The 16599-nt window shown below is 61.1% G+C and carries 13 protein-coding genes; 9 read left to right on the top strand and 4 right to left on the bottom strand.

What is annotated here, in order from left to right; all coding sequences use genetic code 11:
* The first annotated feature begins 8 nt into the window (after window positions 1-8).
* The 8 genes from LDN70_RS16420 (at window position 9) to LDN70_RS16385 (ending at window position 11557) form a co-directional block, all read left to right on the top strand.
* On the top strand, window positions 9-605 hold the full coding sequence (locus LDN70_RS16420) for a GNAT family N-acetyltransferase (protein WP_142938130.1): 597 nt from the start codon (window positions 9-11) through the stop codon (window positions 603-605).
* 151 nt (window positions 606-756) lie between these two features.
* The gene (locus tag LDN70_RS16415; protein ID WP_166841772.1) at window positions 757-1677 is read left to right on the top strand and encodes an SGNH/GDSL hydrolase family protein; all 921 of its coding nucleotides are present in this window, start codon (window positions 757-759) and stop codon (window positions 1675-1677) included.
* 159 nt (window positions 1678-1836) lie between these two features.
* Complete coding sequence (locus LDN70_RS16410) at window positions 1837-2574, top strand: tyrosine-protein phosphatase (protein WP_142938132.1); 738 nt, start codon at window positions 1837-1839, stop codon at window positions 2572-2574.
* The gene (locus tag LDN70_RS16405) at window positions 2567-3580 is read left to right on the top strand and encodes a glycosyltransferase family 2 protein (RefSeq protein WP_223940811.1); all 1014 of its coding nucleotides are present in this window, start codon (window positions 2567-2569) and stop codon (window positions 3578-3580) included. The genes LDN70_RS16410 and LDN70_RS16405 overlap by 8 nt, the downstream gene beginning before the upstream one ends.
* Before the next feature lie 134 nt (window positions 3581-3714).
* Window positions 3715-5901: an MSCRAMM family protein gene (locus tag LDN70_RS16400; protein WP_502773821.1), complete on the top strand. Its 2187-nt coding sequence runs from the start codon at window positions 3715-3717 to the stop codon at window positions 5899-5901.
* 167 nt (window positions 5902-6068) lie between these two features.
* On the top strand, window positions 6069-7979 hold the full coding sequence (locus LDN70_RS16395; RefSeq protein WP_223940809.1) for a carboxypeptidase-like regulatory domain-containing protein: 1911 nt from the start codon (window positions 6069-6071) through the stop codon (window positions 7977-7979).
* Window positions 7980-8190: 211 nt separating this feature from the next.
* Complete coding sequence (gene paaZ, locus LDN70_RS16390) at window positions 8191-10290, top strand: phenylacetic acid degradation bifunctional protein PaaZ (protein ID WP_223940808.1); 2100 nt, start codon at window positions 8191-8193, stop codon at window positions 10288-10290.
* Between the two features lie 50 nt (window positions 10291-10340).
* Window positions 10341-11557, top strand: a protein-coding gene (locus LDN70_RS16385) for an IS3 family transposase (protein ID WP_223940807.1) whose coding sequence is annotated in 2 segments (ribosomal slippage) — window positions 10341-10605 and window positions 10605-11557 — 1218 coding nt in all. Because the reading frame shifts where the segments join, the coding sequence is not laid out codon by codon here.
* A gap of 352 nt (window positions 11558-11909) precedes the next feature.
* Here the strand turns inward: LDN70_RS16385 and LDN70_RS16380 are convergent.
* The 3 genes from LDN70_RS16380 to LDN70_RS16370 are packed head-to-tail and all read right to left on the bottom strand — an operon-like array spanning window position 11910 to window position 14365.
* Window positions 11910-12512, bottom strand: coding sequence for a TetR/AcrR family transcriptional regulator (locus LDN70_RS16380; RefSeq protein WP_062071921.1), 603 nt, complete (start codon window positions 12510-12512; stop codon window positions 11910-11912).
* 37 nt (window positions 12513-12549) lie between these two features.
* Complete coding sequence (gene paaK / locus LDN70_RS16375; RefSeq protein ID WP_223940806.1) at window positions 12550-13899, bottom strand: phenylacetate--CoA ligase PaaK; 1350 nt, start codon at window positions 13897-13899, stop codon at window positions 12550-12552.
* Window positions 13900-13906: 7 nt separating this feature from the next.
* Window positions 13907-14365, bottom strand: coding sequence for a hotdog fold thioesterase (locus LDN70_RS16370; protein ID WP_142938136.1), 459 nt, complete (start codon window positions 14363-14365; stop codon window positions 13907-13909).
* 108 nt (window positions 14366-14473) lie between these two features.
* Here LDN70_RS16370 and LDN70_RS16365 point away from each other — a divergent pair, with 108 nt between their 5' ends.
* Window positions 14474-15052 carry a GNAT family N-acetyltransferase gene (locus tag LDN70_RS16365; protein ID WP_142938137.1) on the top strand — a complete coding sequence of 193 codons (579 nt, stop codon included), beginning with the start codon at window positions 14474-14476 and terminating at the stop codon, window positions 15050-15052.
* On the opposite strand, the gene LDN70_RS16360 is transcribed toward LDN70_RS16365, so the two are convergent.
* Window positions 15045-16598, bottom strand: a complete 1554-nt coding sequence (locus tag LDN70_RS16360) for a putative bifunctional diguanylate cyclase/phosphodiesterase (RefSeq protein WP_142938138.1) — start codon at window positions 16596-16598, stop codon at window positions 15045-15047. The genes LDN70_RS16365 and LDN70_RS16360 overlap by 8 nt on opposite strands.
* Window position 16599 lies beyond the last annotated feature (1 nt).

Genomic DNA, 16599 nt, shown 5'->3' with positions numbered 1-16599 from the left:
CTAACCGGGTGACTTCCATTGAACCCATCACCCTGACCGGCCAGTTCGTAACGCTGGAACCGTTGAGCCAGGAACACCATGACGGACTGGTAGACGCTGCACGCGACGGCGATCTCTGGAAACTTTGGTACACCTCGGTCCCCACACCCGAGGGTATGGCCGCTGAAATCGATCGCCGCCTGGGACTACAGGCAAAGGGATCCATGCTGCCTTTTGCGACGCGATCAAACCTCACAGGCGAGCTGATCGGCATGACGACCTATATGAATATCGACGCCCAAACACCTCGCTTGGAGATCGGATCCACATGGAACGCAGCGTCGGCTCACGGCACTGGCACCAACCCGGATTCCAAGCTGTTGCTACTGCGCCACGCCTTTGAAACCTTGGGCTGCCCCGCCGTGGAATTCCGCACCCACTGGATGAACCAGCAGTCCCGCGAAGCAATCGCCAGGCTCGGCGCCAAGCAGGACGGCGTGCTTCGAAGCCATTCCCGCAGTGCCGATGGAGCCCTCCGCGACACGGTGGTCTTCTCCATCCTCGACCACGAATGGCCAGCTGTTCGCAACGGGCTGGAATTCCGGCTGGCCAAGTACGGCGCATAGCTCGGCATGGTGTCAAGGTCTTTCCCCTGCACACCCTTAGGCGTAATCTTGCCAACACATTGCCCCGGTACACGGCCGAATGGTGGGCGAGCCGCGACTTCCGCACATGCGGGACCGGAGCCCCATCGAGCGGTAAAAAAGGGGATTCACCATGGCAACTCATCAAGGACGACGGCGGCACGCGGCTTTTGCAGGCGGGCTCGCCATTGTGGCACTTTGTTTAGGCTTCGTTGCCAGTCCAGCGACGGCCGCTCCACCGCCACCGGTCGACTACGTTGCGCTCGGGGACTCGTATACGGCGGGGACCGGGGCGGGCGGACTGTATCGGGACGCGGTTTGTTGGCAAAGCGAACCCGGATATGTTGACGTTGTGGCGGCTTCCGGTCGCGTGGATTTACTGAGCAATTTAGCCTGCCATGGTGCTTTACTGTCCTTTGATCCGCTGAATCCGAGCCCGTTCTACAACGGAGCTCCAACCGTTGTTGAGCAGATTTTCTCTGGCCAGGCTGACCTCCAAAAAGCCGAGCTCGTGAGCATTACGGCCGGCGCCATAGATGCCGGAAGCCTTCTTGCTTTGCAGGCCTGCGCTTCACCGGACACCGCCACGTGCGCGGGCACGGTTGCGGGGATCCGCGCCAACCTCGGCTCTGTTACCACTGCACTTGCGGGTACGTACGGGCTCATCCGTGCGGCGGCTCCCAACGCGACTATTGCCGTGATGGGCTATCCTCGCCTCTTTGATCCGAGCCAGGGTGATCTGGTTATCCCGGGCGTAACCGTTGTCCCTGTCGCTAACCAGGTCATGGCCAATAGTGCCGTTGATGATTTGAACAAGGCCATCGCAGCAGCCGTACAACTCAGCGGGAAGAACGTGGTCTTCGTCGACGTCACCAAGCGCTTCGGTGGACACGCCGTTAACTCCGCAGATCCTTGGATTGTGTTGGTCCCCGTTCCCGTGGCCCCGTTCGATCGTCTTCCGGACGCAAACTTCCATCCAAACGTGGCAGGGCACCAGGCCTATGCCTCAGCACTCATCTCCGCGGTGAAACCCGCTCAGCTGGCCAAGCGATAGCCCATTCGTAAGGGGCGAGCTCTCGGCGGTCATCGAAGGCTATGACGCCGAGAGCCAACCCCGCGTGCTTTCCCGCGACCGTCTCTCACATCCCGCGTGCTTTCCCGCGACCGTCTCTCACTTCCCACCCCATGGCGCCGATGTGCTTAGCTGGCTCCTATGGAAGGGACTACTTCAGCTCACCAGAGCGTCCAGTGGGACGGCGCCGTCAACGCTTGGCGAATCGCGGGGGACATTTACCGTATGGGTCGCCACGAATGGGTCACCGAGTCCGGTTGGCAGCAAATGTACGACGACGGCGTCCGCACCGTGATCGATCTCCGCGCCTCGCGCGAGCGGCGGCAACGCGACACCGACCCCCAGGTGCCTGACGAGGCGAAGGCGCGTATCGCCGTCGTGCATTGCCCGACGGAAGATCCGGACCATCAGGATTTCAGCGAACTTTTCGGCCCGTACCTCAAAGATCCCGCCCAGTATGGCGATTACCTCGAACTGTTCGCGGACAGGATCGCTGCAGTCTTCAAGGCGATTGCCGCCTCGCCCGGCAAAGTGGTGGTCCATTGCTCCGCGGGCAGGGACCGCAGCGGCATGATCGCGGTGATGTTGCAACGATTGGCCGGCGCCGACGATGAGGAGATCATGCACGGATACGTACTTGCAGCGCGGGGGATCAATGAGCGGCATCGTACGCACGGGGCGCCGCACGCCCACGATCCCTACCTGTCCCACGAAGACCTGGAGGCGATGCTGACCGATCGTCGGAACAGTCTGCGGGCCTTTCTTGCCACGTTGGACGTCATCGGGTTCCTGAAGGCCAACGGCGTCTCGGACAGGGAGCTGGACGCCGTCCGGGCCAAGCTGGGTGTACCTCCGCTGCTAAAATGGAGAGTTGACTAATTCCGAAACGGACGGACCAGAAATGACTTCCGGCGCCCGCGTCACTATCGTGACGCGAACCAAGAACCGACCCATCTTCCTGGCTCGGGCTTTGGACGACATCTTCGCCCAGACGTTCCAGGACTTTGAGCTGGTGATTGTTAACGACGGCGGGGACCCGGGCGACGTCGACCATCTCACCGCCCAGCGTTCGGAAGCCGAACGGTCCCGCATTACCACTCTTCACCACACAGAGTCAGCTGGCATGGAAGGTGCATCGAACGCTGGACTCAAGGCCGGTTCCGGCGAATTTGTGGTGATTCATGACGACGACGACTTCTGGGCTCCCGAGTTCCTGGCCCGCACAGTGGCCTACCTCGACGATCCCGCGCACGCTGCCGAAAGCGGCGTGATGGTGCGGACGGAAATCGTCATTGAAGAGCTTGTTGACGGCAAGATCGAGCCCATTCGCCGTGAGATCTTCTGGGCTGACATGCGGCAGATAACGCTGGCAGACATGCTCAAGATCAACCGTGCGGTCCCCATTTCTTTCCTGTACCGGCGCAACCTTCACGATCATGTGGGCTACTACAACGAGAACCTGCCGGTGGTGGGGGACTGGGAATTCCACCTCCGCGTCCTGAGCCACTCGCGCATCGGATTTCTCGACGGCGAACCGCTCGCCTTCTGGTCGCAGCGGCCCCAATCCGATGGTCATCACAGCAACAGCATCTTCGCGAAGGTTGCCGAACACGCCCAATACGATGCCTTGGTCCGTGACGACTACCTCCGCGACCAGGCCGCGCAGGGCGGACTTGGAGCCATGTTGTACCTGACTCGGGTGCTGTCAGAGCAGGAGGAACTCATCGTTACCCAGCAGCGCCGCTTGGATGAGTCCGCAGCCAAACTCGATCACATTCTGGAACGCCTCGAAGCGCTGAACCAGACCGTGGTGGTGCGGACCAGTGTGGGTGAGTTCCTGAAGAAGCCCATGCTGTTGGTGAGGAAGATGCTCCGCCGGAGCTAAGCGGTCACACAAGCGTTCTTCGCTCCATGTGTCATGTGAGCCTCGACTATCGACTGTGCTGTGCCTGAGGCCCTATGATCTCGGAAGGGCTGCTGATTAAGCGGCCCTTTCGTTCGCATAAATATGGGGGACCCATGAGGGGTTATTCTCGCGGCCGTTTTCGGCTCGCACTCACACTTTTAGCAGCACTCATTTTGGGTACATTCCCCGTCGGGCTCGCATCCCCAGCTTCAGCCGCGCCCGCGGGGAGCATTTCCGGAACTGTCGCGGTGCCCGCCGGTGTGGATGTTACCGCGGTCTACATTTATGCCGAAGGCGGTCCGACCTCTGCGAGCGCTCGGCCGAATGCCAGCGGCCAGTTTACTGTCTCAGGACTCGGAGCAGGCGAATATAGGCTGCGCTTTGTGAATTTTGCCTACGATCATCTGGTCATTCACTCCTACTACGGTAGTTTCAAATTTGATGATGCGACAAAGATCGCGGTGGCACAGGGTGCGGCGGTCACTGGAATCAATCACACGATGACCCCAGGTGGCAGAATCAAGGGAAGAGTGGCGATGCCGGCAGGTACCAACGCCGGAAATGTCTTCGTACATGCCAAGGTTCACAATGACTATCAAGCAGACAGCGATTGGTCATATCCCTCCGATGCCGAGGGTAACTTCGAGCTTGGTCCTTTGGCCCCTGGTGAATATGTTGTCTCATTTACGCAAGCTTTTGGCTCCGAACCTTTTATTGAGACGCACTATCCGGGAGTCCCCAACGGAGACTTGGCCACAAGGGTCAAGGTTGTTGATGGGCAGACAACTACCGGCATAAATCAGGTCTTGAGGAAGTCCGCATTGATTTCAGGGACCCTATCGAGCCCCGTACCGTTCGGCGGCACCGTTTTCGCAAAGCCGATCGGTGACCTCGGAAAGATGGCAGGATACGCCGCCGTTAAAGGTGGCTCTTACACCATCGGAGGACTTGAGGCGGGGACCTACAAACTTGAATTCCGTCCCGATGAGGCCACTTTTGCGTCCATGTGGCACGGCGGTGTTGCCGGACCGGCTGCATCACCATCTGTAACTGTTGGGAATGCGCAGCATCTCAGTGGACTATCGGACACAGCAGTAAAAGGGGCAACGATCAGGGGCTTTACGGCAGGTGACGTCAACTATCAAAGTGTGGACGTGGTCAACCTTGACGGCTCGCTCGCAGAATACGTCAACACGGTCAGGTTGCTCAAACCGGAGGAATACGCGGTCAGCGGGCTGTTTCCGGGGACTTACAAGGTCCAATTTAATCGCTACACCCATGACACTTACCGGACCGCTCAGGAAGGGCAGTATTACAATGCTGTGCCCGAAAGTGCCGGTCTGGGAAGTGCCGCCGCAATTACTGTTGCTCCGGGTCAAACCGTCTCGAATATTAACCAAGTGAGACGCGTCGGAGGAACCCTGACGGGCAAACTTATGGGTGCCAACGGCACGCCTTTGAAGGATGCATCAGTTCGGGTTTACAGCAAGGATGGTCTTCTGGTCGCCCGTCGCGGGACAACGGCAGCTGATGGGGCATTCAAAGTGACCGGGCTCAGTACAGGGCTCTATTTCGTGTCGGCTACACCTGCCGGTGAGTCGGGCCCCATCTACTCCGGCAATGTTCTCACGGAGGTCAATGCCCGGTCCGTTTCCGCGTTCGCAGGGCAAAACACCGACGTCGGAACATTGAGCTACGCCACCGCTTCGCAGGGCGTCCAGGGCTTTGATGATGTCCCGATCGGCGCACAGTTTGAGAATGAAATGCAGTGGTTGGCTGACAAACAGATATCCACGGGGTGGGAGTCCAACGGGACGAGGATTTATAAGCCGCTAACTCCTGTCAACCGTGATGCCATGGCGGCGTTTATGTACCGGTTGTCGGGCAAACCCGACTTCACGGCACCCAACGTTTCCCCTTTCAAAGACCTGCCGGTGACGGCGCAGTTCTACAAAGAGATCACGTGGCTTGCCGACAAGGGGATTTCTACCGGCTGGGAAGAGGCTGACAAGACCAGGACCTACCGGCCGTTGCATCCCGTGAATCGTGACGCCATGGCGGCGTTCATGTACCGCTTGGCTGGTGAGCCTGAGTTCACGCCGCCGGCGGAGTCGCCGTTCATCGATGTGTCCGTTGAATCCGAGTTTTACAAGGAGATCACCTGGCTCGCGGCTCAGGGCATCTCCACGGGTTGGGCTGAACAGGGAACCACCAGGTCGTTCAAGCCTTTGCTGCCCGTGAACCGTGATGCCATGGCAGCATTCATGTTCCGCTACAACACGAAGTTCGGCGTCAGCTAGCCAGAGCTTTCAACCGGAAAGGGTTGGTTCCGATGCATCCGGGACCAACTCTTTCGGTTTAAGAGCCAAGTTCAAACAACGGCGTTTAGAAGAGATCTATTTCTCGACTAGGATCGCGGAGGGCCGCCATTTGCGGCCCCTTCGTTCGCATGAAACATGGGGGACCCATGAGGGGTTATTCTCGCGGCCGCTACCGGCTCGCACTCACACTTTTAGCAGCACTCATTTTGGGTGCTTTGCCTGCAGGGATCGCATCCCCGGCGTTTGCAGCTGCTACAGGCAGTATTTCAGGAACGGTCACTGTGCCCGCGGGCGTGGATGCCACCAAGATAACTGTCTTCGCCGGCCCCGAAGTCGGTTATTACCAAACGGCGACTGTGGCGTCGGACGGAACGTTCACAGTCAGTGGACTTCCGGCGGGGAGCGTTTGGGTCAACTTCAACTACTTTCCCCAGCCTTCGCCGGTGGTGAATGCCCACTATTCAACATCCCCGGATGGTGCCAAGACCCTCGTTAGCGTCACCGGGGGTGCCACCACCACGGGCATCAACCAGACGCTGAAGCCAGCAGCCTTCATTTCCGGAAAGATCTCCGTTCCGGCTGGCTCTGCTGCCTTTACCGGTCAGGTTAATGTCATCAAGGGTCCTGACTACGCGAACAGCGGCTACGCGGGGAATGCATTTCTCCAAAGCTCGGACTCCGGAAACTATGTGGTGGGTGGCCTCGCGCCGGGCACTTACAAGATTCAGTTCCAAGCCCAGGGTGGGTGGGCGAACATGTGGCATGGCGGTGTTGCGGGAGTCGGGAGCTCACAGTCAGTGACGGTTACTGAAGGACAGCAACTCGCTGGTGTCCAGGACACTGCCGTTGCGGCTGCCACTATCGGAGGCTCCATCGCGGGTGCCCCCGCCCCTGGCCCCACTATGAGTGGTCCGGGCATGAGCATTACTGCCATTGCCCAAGACGGCACTGTTGCAGCGTCAACGGTCATGGAAACCTCCCAGACCACCTACGCGCTGAAGAACCTGCTGCCTGGCACGTATAAGGTTCAGTTCAATCGGACCAAGGGTTTCCTGTCCAAATACGAGGCACAGCTTTATAGGGATCTTCCCGAGTCCGGGGGCGCGGGTAACGCAACGCCGGTGACCGTGGCCGCCGGACAGGCCTTGAACAGCGTCAACGCAACCGTTCGCCAGGGCGGAACCCTTACGGGAAAGATCCTTGGATCCACCGGAGCACCCTTGAGCGGTGTCCGAGTCAACGTTTACACCAAGGACGATTCGCTTGTGACTCGTTTTTCCTACACCGCAGCGGACGGTACCTTCAATGTCACAGGCCTGACCACGGGACTCTACTTCGTGGTGGCTGAGCCCGAGGGGGCGGAGCCGATCTACTCCGGCAATGTCCTCACCGAGGCCAACGCCAGGTCTGTTTCCTCATTCGTGGGCCATAACACGAACCTTGGGACACTGAGTTACGCCACTGCCACGCAGGGTACTCGGGGCTTTGACGATGTTCCCCTCGGAGCCCAGTTCCAGGATGAAATCCTTTGGCTGGCCAACGCCGGAATCTCCACTGGCTGGGAAGCTAATGGGTCCAGGACTTACCAGCCCCTGACCCCTGTGAACCGTGACGCGATGGCTGCGTTCATGTACAGGTTGTCGGGTGAGCCTGAGTTCACACCGCCCGCAGTTTCCCCCTTCGCTGACCTCCCGGTTGATGCGAAGTTCTACAAGGAGATCACCTGGCTTGCAGACAAGGGCATCTCCACCGGTTGGGAAGAGGCTGACAAGACCAGGACATACCGGCCGTTGCAGCCCGTGAATCGTGACGCGATGGCTGCGTTCATGTACCGCTTGGCTGAGCAGCCCGAGTTCATTGCGCCGGCGACGTCGCCTTTCAACGATGTCCCCGTCGGCGCCCAGTTCTACAAGGAGATCACCTGGCTCGCAGCTCAGGGCATTTCCACGGGTTGGGCCGAAGGGGGTGGCAAGGCGTTCAAGCCTTTGCTCCCGGTGAACCGTGATGCCATGGCAGCGTTCATGTTCCGCTACAACACCAAGTTCGGATCCTCGTAGCCATACTGCGTGTGCCAGCAATGCGAAGGGTCGGTCTCCCGCTATGGAGGCCGGCCCTTCGCCGTATCCGGGGCGAGCATAAGAAATTCCTGCTGTACTCCACCGGGCATTCATGTACCCTGTATATATTACCGAACGGCCGGTCAGTAATGTTGGCTCCAGTCAGCAATGACCGTGCCGATTTCACGTGCCTTGGAAGGACCCGTCGACGATGACCACTACCGCAGTCGCCCCGGAAACCACAGCCGTTGCAACCGTTCCCAGCTACGTCCAGGATGCCTGGTGGACGCCGGCACCCGATGCCAAGAGAGTCCCGGTCCGTGATGCCAGCACCGGAGAGGTCCTGGCCAACGTCAGCACCGACGGACTGGACCTTGCCGCCGTCGTCAATCACGGCCGCACCACCGGCCAAACGGAACTTGGCAAGCTGACGTTCCACCAGCGCGCGCTCAAGCTCAAAGAGCTGGCCATGTACCTCAACGGCCGTCGCGAAGAGCTCTATGAATCCTCTTCGCAGAGCGGTGCCACCAAGATCGACAACATGATCGACATTGACGGCGGCATCGGCGTGCTCTTCACGTTCGGCTCCAAGGGACGGCGCGAACTGCCCAACTCGCAGGTTGTGGTGGACGGTCCCATGGAGACGCTGTCCAAGGACGGATCGTTCGTCGCCGAGCACATCTACACCCGGATTCCCGGCGTTGCCGTCCAAATCAACGCGTTCAACTTCCCGGTCTGGGGCATGCTGGAGAAGTTCGCTCCCGCGTTCCTGGCCGGCGTCCCCACCATCGTGAAGCCGGCAACGCCCACGGGCTACGTTGCCGCCGCAGCGGTCAAGGCAATCGTTGAGTCCGGCATCCTGCCCGCAGGTTCGCTCCAGTTGATTTCCGGTTCCGCCCGCACCATCCTGGACGAGCTCGACTACCGCGACCTCGTCTCCTTCACGGGCTCGGCATCCACTGCCAACTCGCTGAAGGGCCACAAGAATGTGGTCCAGGGCGGCGTCCGTTTCACGTCCGAAACCGACTCCCTGAACGCCGCAATCCTCGGACCAGACGCCGTTCCGGGCACCCCCGAGTTCGACGCTTTCATCAAAGCGGTGGTCACCGAGATGACCGTCAAGGCGGGCCAGAAGTGCACGGCCATCCGACGCGTCATCGTCCCGCAGGAGCTGACGTCCGACGTCGCAGCCGCCATCGGCGCGCGCATCAACGAGCGCGTCGTGGTTGGCGATCCCCGCGCCGAGGGCGTCACCATGGGCGCCTTGGCGTCGCTGGAACAGCTCGCTGACGTTCGCGCCGCCGTTCAGTCCATGCTCGACGCCGGTGGTGAGCTTGCGTACGGATCTCTCGATTCGCCGTCGGTCACTTCCGTCGGCGGCACCGTAGGCGTAGTGGAAGACGGCGCGTTCATGTCCCCGGTCCTCCTGAGCTGGGCAGACGCCGAAGCCGAAGAAGTTCACTCGTTGGAGGCCTTCGGGCCGGTTTCCTCAGTGATCGGATACTCGGATCTTTCCGACGCCATTCGCTTGGCAGCCCGTGGTTCCGGCTCGTTGGTGGCATCGGTCTGCACCAACGATCCCGCTGTTGCTCGGGAGCTGGTGCTCGGCATCGCTGCCCACCACGGACGCGTCCACATGCTCAACCGTGAAGACGCCCGGTCATCCACGGGCCACGGATCCCCGGTCCCGCACTTGGTCCACGGCGGCCCCGGGCGTGCCGGCGGCGGTGAGGAGCTTGGCGGTATCCGCTCCGTCATGCACCACATGCAGCGCACAGCCATTCAGGGATCACCGAACATGCTGACCGCAGTTACCGGTCTTTGGCACACCGGCGCTGACCGGAACTTCACCGTGGAGACCGAAGGCGAGCACCCCTTCCGGAAGCACCTGTCCACGTTGCGGATCGGTGACGCCGTGCGTTCGGAACTCCGTGAGGTCACTCTCGAAGACATCACTGCCTTCGCCAACTCCACTGGTGACACGTTTTACGCGCACACCAACCAGGAAGCCGCAGAAGCCAACCCGTTCTTCCCCGGCATCGTGGCCCACGGCTACCTGCTGCTGAGCTGGGCTGCCGGACTCTTCGTTGAGCCCGCTCCGGGTCCCGTGCTGGCCAACTATGGCCTGGAGAACCTTCGCTTCATCACCCCTGTTGCCGCCGGCGACTCCATTCGGGTCACGCTGACAGCCAAGAAGATCACGCCTCGCGAGACCGACGAATACGGAGAGGTAGCCTGGGACGCCGTCCTGACCAACCAGAACGACGAAATTGTGGCCACCTACGATGTCCTGACCCTCGTGGAGAAGTAACTGCGGCCGTATGGTTTTCTGAGACAGGTTGATGGGAGATCGACTTCAGAATGACTGGTCCTAGAAGAAAATATGATGCGGCTTTCCGTGAGGAAGCTGTGCAGCTGGTGTTGTCCTCGGATCGTTCAGTGAAGCAAGTCGCTGACGAGCTCGGGGTGAAGGAGAGCACGTTGGGGAACTGGCTTCATCGGCACCGGGGAAAACATCAGGACGGTCCTGCTCTAGAGCCTGTGGACCCGGGCCCGGTGTCCTGGGATGAACACCGGAAGGCCTTGGCTGAGAACGAGAGATTGAAGGCCGAGGTCGAGTTCTTGGGAAAAGTCAGCGCCTTCTTTGCCGCGAAGCAAAAGTAGAGGGCTTCTACGAGTTCATCGAAGCGGAGAAGGCCAACCATTCCGTGGCCTGGCTATGCCGGGCGTTGAAGGTTTCCAGGGCCTCGTTCTACCGATGGCGCAACCCGGCCGGGCCATCCCCGCGGGCAGTACGGCATCAGGATCTCGCCGCCGCGGTTACCGAGCTGTATAAGGAGGAGAAGGGCCGTGCCGGCCGGGACCAACTGACCCTGCTTTTGAACGAGAAGGGAGTGCGGGTCTCGGCCCCCACTGTCGGGGCGATCATGCGTGAGCACGGGCTGCGGGCCGTCCGCACCCAGGCCTGGAAGGCAACTACCGTCCAGGATCCGCAGGCCAAAACAGCCCACATCGAGAACCACATGCTCGATGCAGAGGGCAAGCGGGACTTCACCTCAACAGTGCCCGGAACCCGCCTGGTCGGTGACATCACCTACCTGCGCACGGGTGAGGGCTGGCTCTACCTGGCTACGGTGATCGATCTTTTCTCCGGCATGGTCATCGGCTGGTCCATGGCCGGGCACATGCGCGCGAGCCTGTGCACCGCGGCGCTGCAAATGGCCCGCAACCACGGCCACCTGACCGGGGCCTCGGTGGTGTTCCATTCGGACCGGGGCACCCAATACACCTCGGATGAATTCCAGAAATGGTGCGGCGATAACTCGGTGACGCAGTCCATGGGGAAAGTCGGGGTCTGCTGGGACAACGCCGTCGCGGAGAACTTCTTCTCCCACCTCAAAACCGAGTTCTACCACCACCAACGCTACGGCTCCCGACTCGCCGCCCGAACCGGTGTCATGGAATACATCGAGGGCTGGTACAACCGCCGCCGGCCCAACCGCCGAGCCGGCGGCATACCACCAGCCAAAGCCCACACCAACTACCAAACCCGCGCCCAGCAACCCCTGGCCGCCTAACCAAAAACAACAACGAGACCTGTCTCAAAAACTTGACGACCGCAGTCCCTCTCTCACATCCCTCGGGTTTGGGCGGGTCCCTCCTGCAACAAACAGCAAAACGCCTTTCCACTCAGATGTGGAAAGGCGTTTTGTCGTTCAGGACGAGGGCGGCCGATACGAATTTCACGACGACGGCGGCCCAGGGCATCGTCACGCCCGCCACCGTGGGATGTGAGAGAGGGATGGCCGAGAGGGGGTGGGATGTGAGAGAGGGATGGCCGAGAGGGGGTGGGATGTGAGAGAGGGATGGCCGGGAGGGGGTGGGATGTGAGAGAGGGATGGCCGAGAGGCGGCGGGATGTGAGAGAGCGTCAGGCGGCCGTGTGGAGGCCGTCGAAGGCCATGGTGATCACGTCGTCGGCGAGCTTTTCCGGGGACAGCGAGCCGCCGGGCTTGTACCACTCCACGATCGAGTTGATGGTGCCGAACAGCAGGCGTGTGACGGTGCGCGGATCAATGTCCTGGCGCAGGGAGCCGTCTTCCCGGGCAGCGGCAATCAGCTCGGCCACTTTGTGGTCGAAGGCGCGGCGGCGTTCCAGGGCGTTGCGCTCGATCTCCGTGTTGCCCCTCAAACGCAGGAGCAGGGTCACGAACGGCAACCGGTCCACCAGCACGGCAATGGTCTGGCGAAGCACGAACTCCAGCCGCGCATCAGCAGGCCCGGATGTAGCGGACGGCTCCTCCAGGATGGCTTCCAGGCCACCCAACGCGTGGTCCAGGGCGAGCTTCAGCAGATCGCCCTTGGACGGCACGTGGTGGTAAATGGCTGACTTTGAGATCCCGAGGTTCTCAGCCAGGATGCCCATGGACGTTGCGTCGTACCCGTGGCGGTTGAAGACGTCGACGGCGATGCGGAGCACCGACTGCTGGTCATAACCGGGCCGTCCGCGCTTGGTGGTGGTCTCAGTAGGCATGCTGGCATTTTCTCACGATCTCAGTGGTGGAAGGTGCTCAGCCCTTGGGTCGCATGTCGTAGATCCGGCGAAGCTTGCCGTTGGACCGTTCCAGGGAACCGGGCTCTACAACGTCTACTACGCAAGATGACCCAACGTGAATCTTGATCTGCTCGCGCAAGGTGTGTGCCGCCGTTGTGCCTGCCTCGGACGGGACGTTCTCGCGGCGCTCGATCTTGACGGTCAGCGAATCCATGCGCTTGCCTTCGGGGCGGGTGATTTCCAGCTGGAAGTGCGGGCTGAGCTCCGGGATGCGGAGCGCGATTTCCTCGATCTGTGACGGGAACAGGTTCACACCACGAAGGATGATCATGTCGTCGCTGCGGCCGGTGATGCGGCCCATGCGGCGGTGCGCGGGACGTGCGGTTCCGGGGAGCAGGCGGGTGAGGTCCTTGGTGCGGTAGCGGATGATCGGCAGCGCTTCCTTGGTGAGGGAAGTGAAGACGAGCTCGCCGGGTTCGCCGTCGGCCAGGACTGTGGAGTGGTCGAACGGATCGATGATTTCCGGGCGGAAGTGATCCTCCCAGATGTGGCAGCCGTCCTGCGTCTCAACAGCTTCGCCGGCCACGCCAGGGCCCATGACTTCGGAGAGGCCGTAGATGTCCGAGGCCTTGATGTTCATGGTGGTTTCCAGCTCGTGGCGCATCTCTTCAGTCCACGGTTCGGCGCCCAGAACGGCGTACTTGAGCGACGTTGACGTGGGGTCGATGCCTTGGTGCAGCATGGCATCGGCGATGGTCAGCAGGTATGTGGGTGTGGCCAGGATGGCGTCCGGCTTGAAGTCCTGGATGAGCTGGATCTGGCGTTCGGTCTGGCCTCCGGAGATGGGAATGACGGTGCAGCCGAGCGCTTCAGCGCCTGCGTGCGCGCCCAGGCCGCCGGTGAACAGGCCGTAGCCGTAGGCGTTGTGGACCTTCATGCCGGGGCGGACACCGGAGGCGCGGAAGGAACGGGCTACCAGGGTTGCCCAGTTGGCGAGGTCGTTCTTGGTGTAGCCAACAACGGTGGGCCGGCCGGTGGTTCCGGAGCTGGCGTGGATGCGTGCCACTTGGTCCTGCGGGACGGCGAACATGCCAAAGGGGTACTCCAGGCGGAGGTCTTCCTTGGTGGTGTACGGGAATTTTCCAAGGTCGCTGAGCTCGCGGAGGTCCGAGGGGTGCACGCCGGCCTCATCGAACTTCCGTTTGTACAGCGGCACGCGATCGTAGGCGTACGTCACCGTGTGCTGGAGGCGCGTGAGCTGCAGGGCCTCGAGTTCGTCGCGGGAGATGGTCTCTTCACGGTCCAGCACGGCGTCGGCCTCCTTGGAGGAGGAAGCTGCGGGTGCGGCCACGGTGTTCTGCGTCATGGGATTCCTACTTCTTGGAGATGGTGCGGCTGCGGCCACGGAACTCAGCAATGAGTTCTCCGGGCTCGGTGTCGGGGGCGGCGTCGGCGTTGGTCGCGTAGATCTGGATGTCGTAGAGGCCGCTTCGGCCGGTGCTCGCACGGCGGTTGGCGACGGCGGTGATCACCTGGCCTTGGAACGCGGGCTTGATGAAGTTGATGTCGACGCCGGACGCCACCGTGATGTTGGCGGCTTGCTTGGGCGTGGGGTTGGCCGGGTTGCAGGCCAGGGCGAAGGCTGTGTCACCGAAGGCGAAGATCATTCCGCCGTGGGCCATGCCGAATCCGTTGAGCATTTCCTGACGGAGGTGCATGCGGATGGTGGCGTGGCCGTCGTCGAGTTTGAGGACCTCAATGCCCATCCATTCAGACGCGTAGTCGTTCGTCAGGATGTGGTGCTGTGCACCGGAGAGGGTTGTTTCAACCATGCGTCATTGCCTCCAGCTTTATTTACCGAATGTTCATTAGGTAATCCCAGATCGCGCCACGTGTCAAGGCTGGACCACGAATCGCCTGCACCTAGTAGCCTCGGAAGCATGCCCGAAATTGAGCTTCCCATCACCACCGATCGACTCATCCTGCGGCGCTTCGAGGCCGAGGACCTTGAGCGGTTCCATGGATACCAGTCCCTTCCCCAAACTGCGCGGTTCCTCCTACGTAACGAGCTGAGCAAAACCAAGTCCATGGAAGTCCTTGGCCGCTACGCGAACTTCGAGTTCCAGCAGGAAGGGGACTGGGTGTGCCTTGCCATCGAGCGCCAGGACCATCCGGGTCTGATGGGCGAGGTTGTGCTGAAGTGGCTTGAAGGAACCGGGCAAGCTGAGCTGGGCTGGATCCTCCACCCTGATGCCCAGGGCCACGGAATCGCCACTGAGGCAGCGGAGGCCGTGCTAAGGCTGGCCTTTGAGAAACTGTCATTCCACCGCGTGGATGCCAAGCTGGATGCCCTCAATGAAGGATCTGCCGGCGTCGCCAAACGCCTGGGTATGCGGCTTGAAGCAACTCTGGTGGACAACTGGCACTACAAGGGCAAGTGGGCCACGGAGAACATCTACGCGATCCTGGACTCCGAATGGCGCACCCGGCACCACCCTTGGACGCGGACCATCAGCTGACGGGCCAGGTCTTGTGGTGCTTCAGTTGTTCGGTCAACTGCGCCTCAGGCAGCGGACGGCTGAAATAGTATCCCTGGCCGCTGGTGCAACCGATGCTCAGCAGATACTCCGCTTGCTCAGCGCTTTCGATGCCTTCCCACACTGCCGCCAGTCCGCAGGCGCGGATCAATTGCAGGACAGCAGCCAGGAGAGCCGGTTGCGCGGGGTCGCTGCCCAAGGCCGAAAGGAGCGTCCGGTCCACCTTGACCGTGTCCACGGGCAGTTGGCGCAAGTAACTGATGGAGGAGTAGCCCGTGCCGAAGTCGTCGATTTCCAACCCCACTCCGAGGCGCCGGAGGCTGTTGAGCGTGTAACGGTCCAGGTCGTTGCCTTGAATAACAGCACTTTCGGTCAGCTCCAGGACCAGCAGCGACGGGTCCAGTCCGGCTGAAGAGAGGGCCTCGCGTACGTCCTCAATGAACTCCAGCCGCTGCAGGTCCGCCGCTGAAACATTGATGCGCATGCTGAAGTCGTGGGCCGAGGTCAGGGGGTCGCTGCGCCATTGTTTCAACTGCTCGACGGCGGTGCGGAGCACCCAGCCGCCCAGATCGGAAATCATGCCCGTTTCCTCGGCAATGGGGATGAACTCGTCGGGCATGATGATCCCACGGGTGGGGTGGTTCCACCGGACCAAGGCTTCCACGCCCTCAATCCCGCGGGTGTCCAGCCTGATGATCGGCTGGTAATAGAGCACCAACTGAGAACCGGCGATCGCCTCTTTGAGTTCGCCCACCATCTGATTCCGCATTTGCCGGGCAAGCAGCATGTCAGGTTCGAACACCTTGAGCTTGCCGCGTCCGTTGGCCTTGGACTCGTACATGGCAATGTCCGCTTCCATCATGAGTTCCTCCGCACGATGGCCAGGATCGGCCATTCGAAGACCCATGCTGACCCCGCAGCGAAGGTGTTGGCCCTCAATCTCCATCACATCCGCCACAGCGGTGAGGATACGGCTGCCGATGGCGCTGGCCTCCGAAGGCGTCACGCCGGGAAGCAGGACAGCGAACTCGTCGCCGCCCATGCGCGCCACCATGTCCTGTTCGCGAACCGCGCCGCTGATACGCGTGGCTACTGTTTCCAGGACCTTGTCACCGATGGTGTGCCCCAGGGAATCGTTGATGGCTTTGAACCCGTCCATGTCCAGCAACAGGATTGCGGGCCGTTGGTTGCCCAGCACGCCATGAGCCTGGGCCTCGCTCAGGGCGTTGGCGAAAGCGGAGCGGTTGCTCAAGCCTGTCAGGGGATCGGTCATTGCCATCCGCTGCATTGCCAGATGGGCTTCATTGAGCTGCCGTGTGCGGGCCTGCACCCTTTGCTCGAGTTCTTCGTAGACGATCTGCAGGTCTTCGGCCAAGAGGTTGGTCCCCATGATCACGGCGTCAATTTCGTCCCGGGCATCGGATACTTCAATCCTGGTGTGCAGGTCACCCGCGGCCAACCTCACGATGCCCTCAAGAAGTAGCCCCAAGCGGGGGTCGTTCGCGGAGTACGATTCTGCGTCAGGCATG

Origin of the sequence: Arthrobacter sp. StoSoilB22 (genome assembly GCF_019977315.1) — a bacterium.
Lineage (GTDB): Bacteria > Actinomycetota > Actinomycetes > Actinomycetales > Micrococcaceae > Arthrobacter.
This window is presented reverse-complemented; position numbering and strand designations above follow the sequence as displayed.

Coding starts and splice junctions, on each gene's coding strand:
- LDN70_RS16360 (WP_142938138.1), bottom strand. CDS start 16,598: ATGCCTGACGCAGAATCGTACTCCGCGAACGACCCCCGCTTGGGGCTA.
- LDN70_RS16400 (WP_502773821.1), top strand. CDS start 3,715: ATGAGGGGTTATTCTCGCGGCCGTTTTCGGCTCGCACTCACACTTTTA.
- LDN70_RS16365 (WP_142938137.1), top strand. CDS start 14,474: ATGCCCGAAATTGAGCTTCCCATCACCACCGATCGACTCATCCTGCGG.
- LDN70_RS16410 (WP_142938132.1), top strand. CDS start 1,837: ATGGAAGGGACTACTTCAGCTCACCAGAGCGTCCAGTGGGACGGCGCC.
- LDN70_RS16380 (WP_062071921.1), bottom strand. CDS start 12,512: ATGCCTACTGAGACCACCACCAAGCGCGGACGGCCCGGTTATGACCAG.
- LDN70_RS16395 (WP_223940809.1), top strand. CDS start 6,069: ATGAGGGGTTATTCTCGCGGCCGCTACCGGCTCGCACTCACACTTTTA.
- LDN70_RS16370 (WP_142938136.1), bottom strand. CDS start 14,365: ATGGTTGAAACAACCCTCTCCGGTGCACAGCACCACATCCTGACGAAC.
- paaK (WP_223940806.1), bottom strand. CDS start 13,899: ATGACGCAGAACACCGTGGCCGCACCCGCAGCTTCCTCCTCCAAGGAG.
- LDN70_RS16415 (WP_166841772.1), top strand. CDS start 757: ATGGCAACTCATCAAGGACGACGGCGGCACGCGGCTTTTGCAGGCGGG.
- paaZ (WP_223940808.1), top strand. CDS start 8,191: ATGACCACTACCGCAGTCGCCCCGGAAACCACAGCCGTTGCAACCGTT.